12 protein-coding genes and 1 tRNA gene are annotated in these 11,344 nt (G+C 32.4%); 6 read left to right on the top strand and 7 right to left on the bottom strand.

Translation table 11 applies throughout. The annotated features are described in order from the left end of the window. Positions 1 to 2 precede the first annotated feature (2 nt). Genes M9B42_00520 through M9B42_00510 form a run of 3 tightly spaced genes read right to left on the bottom strand, consistent with a single transcriptional unit; the run spans position 3 to position 2,059 of the window. On the bottom strand, positions 3 to 458 hold the full coding sequence (locus M9B42_00520; protein ID URQ64343.1) for a 23S rRNA (pseudouridine(1915)-N(3))-methyltransferase RlmH: 456 nt from the start codon (positions 456 to 458) through the stop codon (positions 3 to 5). Then, a complete protein-coding gene (rsfS, locus tag M9B42_00515; protein URQ64342.1) occupies positions 455 to 796 on the bottom strand; it encodes a ribosome silencing factor in 342 nt (113 codons plus the stop codon). Before rsfS ends, M9B42_00520 begins: the two co-directional genes overlap by 4 nt. A gap of 15 nt (positions 797 to 811) precedes the next feature. Next, positions 812 to 2,059, bottom strand: a complete 1,248-nt coding sequence (locus M9B42_00510; protein ID URQ64341.1) for a Mur ligase family protein — start codon at positions 2,057 to 2,059, stop codon at positions 812 to 814. A gap of 38 nt (positions 2,060 to 2,097) precedes the next feature. On the opposite strand from M9B42_00510, the gene M9B42_00505 reads away from it, so the two are divergent. Further along, the gene (locus tag M9B42_00505; GenBank protein URQ64340.1) at positions 2,098 to 3,312 is read left to right on the top strand and encodes a 6-phosphofructokinase; all 1,215 of its coding nucleotides are present in this window, start codon (positions 2,098 to 2,100) and stop codon (positions 3,310 to 3,312) included. Here the strand turns inward: M9B42_00505 and M9B42_00500 are convergent. Beyond that, positions 3,309 to 3,776, bottom strand: coding sequence for a DUF2244 domain-containing protein (locus M9B42_00500; GenBank protein ID URQ64339.1), 468 nt, complete (start codon positions 3,774 to 3,776; stop codon positions 3,309 to 3,311). The two genes, M9B42_00505 and M9B42_00500, sit on opposite strands and share 4 nt — an antisense overlap. Beyond that, positions 3,769 to 4,551, bottom strand: a complete 783-nt coding sequence (gene thiD / locus M9B42_00495) for a bifunctional hydroxymethylpyrimidine kinase/phosphomethylpyrimidine kinase (protein ID URQ64338.1) — start codon at positions 4,549 to 4,551, stop codon at positions 3,769 to 3,771. The genes M9B42_00500 and thiD overlap by 8 nt, the downstream gene beginning before the upstream one ends. 91 nt (positions 4,552 to 4,642) lie before the next feature. On the opposite strand from thiD, the gene M9B42_00490 reads away from it, so the two are divergent. Together M9B42_00490 and mutM are read left to right on the top strand one after the other, a co-directional pair. After that, a complete protein-coding gene (locus M9B42_00490) occupies positions 4,643 to 5,965 on the top strand; it encodes a TolC family outer membrane protein (protein URQ64337.1) in 1,323 nt (440 codons plus the stop codon). Further along, positions 5,966 to 6,775: a bifunctional DNA-formamidopyrimidine glycosylase/DNA-(apurinic or apyrimidinic site) lyase gene (gene mutM / locus M9B42_00485; protein ID URQ64336.1), complete on the top strand. Its 810-nt coding sequence runs from the start codon at positions 5,966 to 5,968 to the stop codon at positions 6,773 to 6,775. Here the strand turns inward: mutM and coaD are convergent. Next, the gene (coaD, locus tag M9B42_00480) at positions 6,772 to 7,254 is read right to left on the bottom strand and encodes a pantetheine-phosphate adenylyltransferase (protein URQ64335.1); all 483 of its coding nucleotides are present in this window, start codon (positions 7,252 to 7,254) and stop codon (positions 6,772 to 6,774) included. The two genes, mutM and coaD, sit on opposite strands and share 4 nt — an antisense overlap. Positions 7,255 to 7,377: 123 nt before the next feature. On the opposite strand from coaD, the gene katG reads away from it, so the two are divergent. After that, positions 7,378 to 9,510 carry a catalase/peroxidase HPI gene (gene katG, locus M9B42_00475; protein ID URQ64334.1) on the top strand — a complete coding sequence of 711 codons (2,133 nt, stop codon included), beginning with the start codon at positions 7,378 to 7,380 and terminating at the stop codon, positions 9,508 to 9,510. A 72-nt stretch (positions 9,511 to 9,582) separates the two neighbouring features. Beyond that, positions 9,583 to 10,788, top strand: a complete 1,206-nt coding sequence (locus M9B42_00470) for an endonuclease domain-containing protein (protein URQ64333.1) — start codon at positions 9,583 to 9,585, stop codon at positions 10,786 to 10,788. A 2-nt stretch (positions 10,789 to 10,790) separates the two neighbouring features. On the opposite strand, the gene M9B42_00465 is transcribed toward M9B42_00470, so the two are convergent. Then, a tRNA-Ile gene (locus M9B42_00465) sits at positions 10,791 to 10,867 on the bottom strand. 76 nt (positions 10,868 to 10,943) lie between these two features. On the opposite strand from M9B42_00465, the gene M9B42_00460 reads away from it, so the two are divergent. Then, the gene (locus M9B42_00460) at positions 10,944 to 11,312 is read left to right on the top strand and encodes an energy transducer TonB (protein URQ64332.1); all 369 of its coding nucleotides are present in this window, start codon (positions 10,944 to 10,946) and stop codon (positions 11,310 to 11,312) included. Positions 11,313 to 11,344: the final 32 nt, after the last annotated feature.

Here is an 11,344-nt window from a genome sequence, read left to right as displayed (position 1 = left end):
AATTATTTTTGATGATAAGGATGATTATTAAAAATACACTGTGCTCTATATATTTGTTCTATTGCCATTAACCTGAATATATCATGAGAAAATTCCATATCTGAGAAAGAAATTACTTTGTTTGAAGAGTCTAGAAGTTTTTTACTAATTCCAAATGAACCTCCAATTACAAAATCTATATCTTTAGTTTGTTTAAAAAGTAAGTCTGAAAAATTTTCAGAACTGAATTTATCTCCATTTTTATCAAAACAAAATAAAAAATTATTTTTGTTAAGGAATTTTTTTATTTGTTCTGATTCAATATTTTTTTGTTGCTCAATATTGTTAGATTCTGTTTTGCAAAAAATTTTCTTTAGCTCTAGTTTCAACGGACTTTTAATTCTCTTTACCAAATCATCTTCCAAAAAAAGTGCACTTTTATTTTTTTGTGAACTTACGTATAGGAGGTTTAATTTCATTTCTTGATCATTGTCCAAAGTGATTCAAGATCATAATGTTCGCGTGAGTCTTTTGACATTACATTTATAAGAACATCCCCTGCATCAATTAGTACCCATTCCTGTGATTCAAAGCCTTCTTTACCAAGAATATCAATTTTACCCTCCTTTAAATCATCCACCACTTTATCTGCAATTGACTTGATGTGTCTATTTGATGTTCCAGTGGCAATAAGCAAATATGAAGCAAAAGATGAGATTTTTTCTATGTTTAGTTCTTTAATATCATTCGCTTTTAATTCGTCAAAAGTTTTTAAACATATTTTTTTTATTTTTTCAGAACTGTCTTTATAAACCATAAATAGTTAGTTATTTCATTTAGACTTTAATGATTTTAGTTTATTTAAAAATTGTATCTGCAAGCCATTAAAATCTCTATTCCCACACATCAAAACAACGATTTTTTTTTCTTTGGAGTTTAATATTTCTTCAAACTTATTTTCTGAGAATGTTGAAGAAAACGATTTAAATAACTGCTGCTGTTTTTCAGAGGTATTAATTGTATAGCAGTTAAAATTTTCCAATATGGCCATAAGAGAAATATCATGCTGGCCATTTCGCATTGTATTTGAACCAAATTCAATAATAGGGATGATTTTTGCATCAACAAATTCTTTTTGAGTTAATTCTATAGTTCCTTGAATAGCTGTTGGATGGTGAGCAAAATCATTTATGAGTATGATTTTTTCGCTCTCAAATAAAATTTGAAATCTTCTTTTAACGCCTTTAAAAGATTTAAGTAATTTTTTTGTAGTATCTTCTTCAAAAAAGTTTATAAGAATCTTTGATGCTAAATTAGTATTTGTTTCAGAAATAGTTTCTCCCTGAGCATTGAAAAATTCAATCTCACAATTCGTTTCTAATTTCTGAACTTTATCTTTAAACGAACTCCTGACAGCGCCTGCATTTATATATGCTTTTGATCTTTTTTTCATTTGCTGAAGAAGCTTTATAAATTTGCTCTCTATTTCGTCTAGAGATGAATAAATATCTGCATGATCAAATTCAATATTATTAATCATTAAAATGTTGGGTCTATAGTGAAAAAATTTAGGCTCTTTATCGAAATAGGCCGTATCATATTCATCACTTTCGATTACGAAGTAGTCATCATCGCCCAAGGACCAAGAATGAATTTCTTCTGGAACACCTGCAATGAGATGACCAAAATTATTTTTACCATCTTCTTTAAAAGCATGAGCAATCATTGAGGTAACTGTTGTCTTACCATGTGTACCTGAAACAGCAATTACTTTTTTTTCCTTTAAAACATATTGATAGAGCCAATCCGGAGCGGAAATTATTTTTTTATTTTTATTTATGATGACCTCAAGAAGCGGATTACCTCTTGATATACTGTTTCCAATTACATAAATATCAGTATCTACAAAATTTTTTTCTTCGTAGCCTTCTTGAAATTTAATACCTGCATTTAAAAGCTCATCCGACATTGGTGGGTAAAATTTTTGATCTACTCCAAAAACTTCAAAACCTTTTTTCTTTGCAATTTGAGCCAGATTGCCCATAAAAGTTCCGGATATACCTAGAAAAAAAATCTTCATTCTTTATGTTGCTCTAAATGGAGTATAAGATAAGTCTCATGAAAAATGCATTTTATGCTCAATCTGGTGGAGTAACTTCTGTAATAAATTGCTCAGCATATGGACTTTTTAATGGTTTTAAAAAACATTTCTCAAATTCGAACATTTTTGTGGGGAAAAATGGAATTGTTGGGCTTATTGAAGATGAAATCTATGATTTGAATAAGACGCAAAAAAGTTTGGATCTTTTACTAGAAAGTCCTGGTGGGATGTTTGGCTCTTGTAGATATAAGTTGCCCGACCCTGAATCTGATTCATCTTTTTATGAAAAAATATTTAAAAAATTTGAAGATAGAAATATTGGTTATTTTTTTTACAACGGGGGCAATGATTCTGCTGACACCTGTCTCAAAATACATCAAGCAGCACAAATTTTAAAATTTGATTTGTGTGCTATTGCTATTCCAAAAACTATAGATAATGATCTTGCAGTTACAGATAATTGTCCTGGTTTTGGTTCTGTTGCTAAATATATTGCAATTTCCGCAAAAGAAGCTTCACTCGACATCAAGTCAATGTGTAAAACATCCACAAAAGTTTTCATTCTTGAGGTAATGGGAAGACATGCTGGCTGGATTGCAGCTGCAGGAGAATTGGCTAATCAAAATGGGAGTCACGTACACAAAATTTTATTGCCTGAAGTTCCTTTTGATGAAACAAAATTTCTCAATGGAATCTCAAATGATGTTGATAAAGATGGATTCTCAGTAGTAATTGCATCAGAGGGTCTAAAAAATTCTTCCGGTGAACTTTATTCAGCGTCGAAAGAGAAGGACTCATTTGGACATACCCAACTTGGTGGACTTGCGCCTAAATTGGCAGAACTTGTTAATAAAAACCTCAATATTAAATATCATTGGTCTGTATCTGATTATCTTCAAAGAAGCGCTAGACATATTTCATCAAAAACAGATGTTGAGCAAGCTATCGCAGTTGGTGAAGTCGCAGCAAATATGGCAGCAGATTCCAAAAGTGGATATATGCCAATAATTAAAAGATTAGGAAATGAACCTTACAAATGGGAAATAGATGTCGGTGACTTAAATGAAATTGCAAATAAAGAAAAAGTACTGCCAAATAATTTTATTTCAAACTGTGGTTTTAGAATAACTGATGAAGGCATTTCCTATTTAAGTCCACTTATACAAGGTGAGAGCTACCCAAAATATAAAAATGGATTGCCTGCTTATGAACAGCTTGATCTTCATTTTTAAGAAAAGTTAAATTGTTGAACTTTCCTCTCTAAAAAATTAATTAATTTATCCTTTTCCTCTTCAGTTAAAAAAGAGCCAAGCTCAATCTTGGTAGTTTTGTTTACAAAATATATTTTTCTTACAATCTTACTTTCAACAATAAATTTCGATAAAAACCTATCAAATTTATTTTTAGTTTTTTTTCCTTTTTGTTCTTCAATCTCAACATAGAGTTTATCGATTTTAATTTTTTGCCATTGGGAAGACCAATTTCTATTGAGCCTTAAGACTATAATCAAAGCAATTATTTCAATGCCAGCAAACGGCAATATTAGCGTAGCTCCAATGAAAAAAAATCCAATACCAAAAGTAAGACAAAGCAAACCTAAAAACCCAAAAAAAATAATATTTTCATTTATCGTGGAAGAATTATTTGGCTTAATATTTATTAAAGAATAGTTCTTTCTGTCATAAAACTTAATCATCGAAATGTAATATAGGTCCGTTACCTTGTCCAAAGTTAGGGGCTCTCTTTATGCCATTTTGCACGTACTCTATTGAACTACTAGTTGCTGCTTCGATATCAAAACCCCTTCCCAAGAGGGTAGCAATTGAACTTGCTAATGAACAGCCAGTACCATGAGTATTTTTACTATCAAGTCTCTTGCTTTTAAATATTGTTTCTTTTAAATCTTTTTGAATAAGACAATCATGAATAATTTCACTGTTACTATGGCCGCCTTTAATTAAAACATTCTCTGCACCATGTTCAAGGATTTTTTTACCTGCTTCTATTTGAGTCTTTAAATCAATAATTTTTATATTCGATAGAATTTCAGCCTCATAAATGTTGGGTGTTACAAGATATGCATTAGGAATTAGAAAATTCATAATAGCTTCTACCGCAGAAGACTCAATTAACCTGTCACCTGAAGTTGCAACCATTACAGGATCAACAACAATTTTTTTATTTTTTATAAATTCTGATATTAACTCTATAGTCTCGTGATCTGCTAACATCCCAGTCTTAATTACATCTGGAGCCAGATCATCCATTACTGATTCGAGTTGTTTTTTTATTATCTCTTTGGGTAGTGGAAAAATTTCTTGAACTCCAAGGGTATTTTGTGCTGTAACTGCTGTTAAAACTGTCATTGCATAACCTTTATGGAAAGAAATAGCTTTAATATCAGCTTGAATTCCTGCTCCACCACCTGAATCTGAGCCAGCAATTGAAAGAATTTTAGGAATTTTATTCATACTAATTTGAAACTAATTACAGAATACTAAGATATTAAGATTAAATTGTTAAATAAAAGGTTTTAATGCAGAATACAAACATATTTTTACCATGAAAAAATTATTTTTAACATTAATATTCGTCTCCACAGTTTTTACAGCTGATGATTTGCTTTCAATTTATAATGAGGCTTTAGAAAGAGACCCAGAATTTAATTCAAAAAAAGCTGATTTAAAAATTTCCAAAGAATTTAGAAACCAATCAATTTCTGCATTGTTGCCTCGATTGAATCTATCTGCATCCACTAATTGGAATGAATATTATCAAGAGAGAATATTGCAAAACGATTACAACACTTTTACTTATAACCTAAATTTTAACCAACCACTCTTCAGACTTGATTCCTGGTTTACTTCACGGCAAGCGCAAAAGAACTATCGTGCAGCTGAAGCTCAATTTGCCTATCAACAACAGAATTTAATGATAAGAGTGACAAGAGCTTATTTTAATGTTTTGTCAGCAAGGTCACTCTTTAAAACAAGAGGCGCTAATGAAAGAACTTTGGAAAATCAATTTGAAGAAATTAATGATAAATTTGAAGCAGGTGCTGCCTCAAGAATTGAGTTGGCAGAAGCAAAAGCAGCCTTAAATAGAGCTATTTCAGATAGAGTTCTTGCAGAAGGTAATGTGGATATTGCATTTGAGGAATTAAATGCCATTGTTGGAAGGGAAGTTAAATTAATAAGTCCCTTGAAAGATAATTTTAAATCTGTTGTTGATCTAGAAGGTGTTTCTGACGAAGTAGAAAAAGGAATTGAAAATAATTTCTTAATTTCAGAAGCAGAAAGTAGACTTGAAGCAGCCGAGTCTAAAACAAGAGCAAGAACATCAAACTTTCTTCCAAAAATAGATTTAAATGCAAATGCCAACAGGAGAACCTCTAAACAATACACTTTTGATGGCGTGGACTCGGATTTAGATTTACCTTTTTTTATACCCGAGGAAACTGAAAATAGGAGTTTTTCTGTTCAATTTTCCATGCCACTTTTTACTTCGGGATTAAACAGCTCACAAAGAAGGCAAGCCATGCTCGAAGAAGTTAGAACAGAGGAGCAGCTTTTACTAATTCAAAGAAATGTAACTCAACGCATTAGATCCCTTTACACATCTTTAAAAACTGGGCAATTAAATATTGAATCACTAGAGGCTTCTTATGAAAGTTCTGAAGATGCTTTAGAAGCAACAAGACTTGGATATGAGCTTAAAGCAAGAAACCTAGTTGACCTATTACGAGCTGAGAGAAATTTTTTTGATGCTCAGAATAGGTTATCTCAAGCAAAATATGATTTCATTATTAGAAGTCTTGAGTTTAAACAAGCTACAGGAAGCTTAAAACCTCAGGATATAATTGATGTAAATAATTTTTTAGACTAAGTGCCAGAATTACCTGAAGTTGAAACTACCAGAAGAGGTGTTGAGCCTTTCTTAAAAAATAAAATAATTAAGAAAATAGAAGTAAGAAATTCAAGTTTAAGAGTCCCTGTAAATAAAACTAAATTAAAGAAAACCATCAATAAAAAAATCATCGAAGTAGGTAGAAAAGGAAAGTATATTTTTTTACAACTTAACGATGAGTCAAAAATAATTATCCATCTTGGCATGTCAGGAACATTGCGAGTACACAATAAGTTCCAAAAATTAAAACACGATCATGTCATTCTTAAGCTTGAAACAGGACAATCATTAATTTTTAACGACACAAGAAGATTTGGATTATTTCATCTTGTATTAAAAAATGAAGAGTTTTCTATGTTTGAAAATAATGGCCCTGACCCACTTTCTCAAAAAAATGGTAATTATTTTTATAACAAAATTAAGAATTCTAAATCAACCTTAAAGGCGCTGTTATTAAATAACAAAATTATCTCTGGAATTGGCAATATTTATGCATCTGAAATTCTTTTCTTAAGCAAGCTGTCCCCAAAAAAAAGGGGCAATAAAGTTACTAAAATCCAGTGCGATGAAATCATTAAGTTTAGTAAGATTGTTTTAAATAGAGCTATAAAATTTGGTGGTACCACACTCAATGATTATCACAATGCAGAGAATAAACCCGGCTATTTTAAAATAAAGCTTTTTGTTTATGACAGAGAGGGAGAAGACTGCAAGGAATGCAAATCAAAAATCTTTCAAATAAGGCAAAACAATAGAAGTACTTACTTTTGCAAAAACTGCCAGAGTTAGTTAAATTTTTTTTCCAATTCTTTTTTTACAACTGGGTCAACAAATTCGTCGACCTTACCTTTATAAAGCGCAATTTCCTTTACCATTGAAGATGAAACATAAGTAAATTTATCAGTAGCAGTAAAAAAGATACTTTCTATTTTTTCATTTTGAGATCTATTAATATTTGCGATCTGAAATTCGTACTCAAAATCTGACATAGCTCGAAGACCTCTGATTATTCCTTTAGCTGATATTTCTTCAGCAAGGTTGATAGTTAATTTTGAACCTAATGATATGCACCTCACCCTTTCATCATTCATATAAATTTCTTCAATCATTTTTTTTCTTTCATCAGGTGTAAATAACATAGTTTTAGCGCTGTTTTCTAACACCGCAATAACGACTTCATCAAAAATAGTGAGAGCTTTTTTCACAATATCCATATGACCTTTTGTCATTGGATCAAATGAACCTGGATACATGCCTATTTTTTTCACAATTTAATCCTAGCACTATATTTAAGACATTTTTGTAACATTTTGTTTTTTTCTTATAACGTTATTGAAAAAGCATTAAGTGAATCTACAATTATATCTGGAGTGTAATAAACGTAATCAATTATGAGTGAAGAAAATAAATGTCCTGTTATTCATGGGGCTAATACTAAAACAGCTGGTAGTCATTCAAATGTAAATTGGTGGCCTAATCAGCTTAATTTAAATATCTTGCATCAACATGATTCAAAATCTAATCCATTAGAAGAGGATTTTGATTACAAAGAAGAATTTAAAAAAATAGATTATAAGGCTTTAAAACAAGACTTATATGATCTAATGACCGATTCAAAAGAATGGTGGCCAGCAGACTATGGTCATTATGGGCCATTCTTTGTGAGATTGACCTGGCATGCTGCTGGAACCTATAGAATTGGCGATGGTAGAGGTGGAGCTGGGACTGGTGCACAAAGATTTTCACCTTTAAATTCTTGGCCTGATAACGGAAACCTTGATAAAGCGAGAAGACTTCTATGGCCTATCAAACAAAAATATGGCAAGCAATTAAGCTGGGCTGACCTCTTGGTTCTTGCAGGTAATGCAGCGATAGAATCTATGGGAGGTAAAACTTTTGGTTTTGGTGGAGGCAGACCAGATATTTGGGAACCTGAAGAAGATATTTATTGGGGTCCTGAAGAAGAAATGTTAGGAAACAACAGATATGTAGGTGAAAGATTATTAAACAATCCGCTTGCAGCAGTTCAAATGGGTCTAATTTATGTAAATCCACAAGGTCCTGATGGAAATCCAGATCCAAAACTTAGTGCACACGACATTAGAGAGACATTTGGAAGAATGGCTATGAATGATTATGAAACTGTAGCATTAATCGCTGGAGGACATACTTTTGGTAAGTGTCATGGAGCTGGTGATGACGGTCTAGTTGGTGTTGGTCCAGAAGACGCTCCAATGGAACAACAACAATTTGGTTGGAAGAATGGTTACGGCAAAGGAATGGGAAGAGATACCATTACAAGTGGTCTAGAAGGACCATGGACAAAGAATCCTGCACAGTGGGATAACGGTTATTTTGAAAACCTCTTCAAGTATAACTATGAACTAGTTAAAAGTCCTGCTGGAGCTTTTCAGTGGCATCCTAAAGATTTGGAAGAAGAAAATTATGCTCCTGATGTTGAGGATCCAAATCAAAAAGTAACTACAATCATGCTTACTTCAGATTTGGCTCTTAAAGAGGATCCTGAATACAGAAAAGTCTCACTTCACTTTAAAGATAACCCTGAAGAATTTGCAGATGCATTTGCAAGAGCATGGTTTAAACTTCTTCATAGAGATATGGGTCCAAAAGTTAGATACCTTGGACCTGAAGTTCCTGAGGAAGATTTGATCTGGCAAGATCCAGTGCCTGCAGGAAAAACTGACTATGATGTTGATGCGGTGAAAACTAAAATTTCTGAAAGCGGTTTAAGTTCACAAGAGATGATAGAAACTGCTTGGGCTAGTGCTTCAACATTTAGAGGTTCAGACCTAAGAGGTGGTGCAAATGGTGCAAGAATTAGATTTGCTCCACTTAAAGATTGGGATGTCAACAAACCTGAACAGCTTACTAAAGTTCTTGATACGCTTCAGCCTATTGCTGATGAGACTGGGGCGTCACTAGCTGATGTTATTGTTCTTGCTGGAAATGTAGCAATCGAAAAAGCATCAGGAGTTGAAGTTCCTTTTTCACCTGGTAGAGGTGATGCACTTGAGGAACAAACAGATCCTGAATCATTTAGAGTCTTAGAACCATTAGCTGATGGATTTAGAAACTATCAAAAAACTGAATATTCAGTAAGTCCTGAGGAAATGTTAGTTGATAAAGCTCAACTTTTAGGCCTGACTGCTCCCGAGATGACAGTCTTAGTTGGAGGCATGAGATCACTTGGTATCAGCCATAGTGGACTGGGCTTATTCTCTGACAATGCCGATAAGCTTGATAATCATTTCTTTAAAACACTTCTTGATATGAGTGTAGAATGGAAGCCATCAGGCACTAATGCTTACGATGCATTTGATCGCGTATCAGGAGAAAAAATTAGGTCAGCTTCAAGAGTGGACTTAGTCTTCGGATCTAATTCACAATTAAGATCAATTGCAGAAGTATATGCAATGGATGATTCAAATGATAAATTTATCAAAGACTTTATTTCAGCTTGGAATAAAGTTATGAATGCTGATAGATTTGATCTTGACGTCTAAGAATTAGTTTTAAAAAAGTGGGCTCCTTCTGGAGCCCTTTTTTTATATTCTCCAAATACTTAGAATATATCGATGCCTTTAAGATTAAGTACTGAAGATTTTATTAAAAAAGCCAAAATAAAGCATAAAAATAAATTTGATTATTCAAAGGTTAAATATATTAATTCGCACTCAAAGGTCAAAATTAAATGTTCAAAGCATGGATTTTTTTTTCAGACACCTAATAGCCACTTATCAACTAAGTATGCATGTAAAATTTGTGCAGAAAATGGAGTGATTTTAAAAAATAGAAGAAGCAAAGCAGATTTTATTAAAGAAGCAAAAAAAGTACATGGAAACAGATATATTTATAAAAATGTTGACTACCAGGGTTCACAAAAGAAAATATCAATAATATGTCGTAAACATGGTCCTTTTTTGACATTGCCTTCAGTACATCTTGATGGTAGAAATTGTAATAAATGCTCTACAGAAATTGGTGCAAGAAAAATTTCCCTCAGTACAAACTCATTTATAAAACAAGCTAAAGCTTTTCATGGAAATAAATATGATTATTCGGAAGTTAAATATAAAAATCAACGCACCAAAGTAACAATTATTTGTCCTAAGCATGGTAAATTTAAAGCTGTCCCAACTGCGCATTTAAGAAGTGATTGTTATAAGTGTGGATTAGAAAAGATAGGTAATCTTAAAAGGAAATCTCAAAAAAATTTGATAAATGATTTTAAGAAAGTTCATGGGGAAAAATATGACTATACGAACGTTAAGTACCAATCCAATAAACATAAAATTGAAATTATTTGCCCTATCCATGGTCCATTTAAACAAGTGCCCTCAAAGCATTTAATAGGTCAAGGTTGCAATAGGTGTCATAACAAAGCTGAGGGAAGAATTGCCGAATATTTAATGAAAAAAAATGAAATTTTCCGTCAATATAAAATTTCAAATAATGGAATCACTAGGTTTTATGATTTTTACTTACCTAAACATAAACTAATTATTGAGAGAGATGGTGAACAACATTATAAAGATTGTTTCTTTGGTGCAAATGATAAAAATTACTTAAAAAAACAACAGAATAATGATGCTATTAAAACAAATCTTGTAAAAATTAAAGGTTTAAAAATCGCACGTTTACCGTACTGGCTCACACCAAAAGAGGAAAGAATTGAGATAGATAATATTTTATTAGGTAACCCAACTTATCCTGAAGTTCCCGACGTGAAACAAGTTAAAACTAAGCCTAAACCAGAAAATTATAAAAACTTTTGCTCTTAGAATGGTGGGCCCGGGAGGACTCGAACCTCCGACCAATGGATTATGAGTCCACTGCTCTAACCAACTGAGCTACAGGCCCAAAGAGTTATGTAGTCTATAATTTTTTTGCAATTACGTCACTTAAAAAACACCGATTTTAATGTATAATGCGATTTATGAAATATTTATCTCTACTATTGTTAGCAATTTCTATAAGTACATTCGCTGCAAGTGATAAAGGTTCTGTATCAGTTAATGGACAAACCTTAGAAGTAGAAGTTCAAAGAGTCTACGCACCTGGGGCAGCTTACCCAAGATCTGCTTTAAGGCGTGGAATTGAAGGGTTTGTTGTTGTTGAATTTGATGTTTCACCAGAAGGAGAAGTGCTTGATCCTTATGTTGTTGATACTGATAAGCCTGGATCATTTGAAAGAGCTTCTATGAGAGCAGTTAGAAGATGGGCATATGAACCATACGTACTAAACGGAATAGCAGTTAGAGTTGAGGGTGTTACAGCAAGATTTACTTTTCAATTAGCTGATTAATTCAAACAAATGCTCGTTCGTACCCAGATTCT

The sequence above is a fragment of the SAR86 cluster bacterium genome (assembly GCA_023703535.1).
Taxonomy (GTDB): Bacteria; Pseudomonadota; Gammaproteobacteria; order Magnimaribacterales; family TMED112; genus TMED112.
This window is presented reverse-complemented; position numbering and strand designations above follow the sequence as displayed.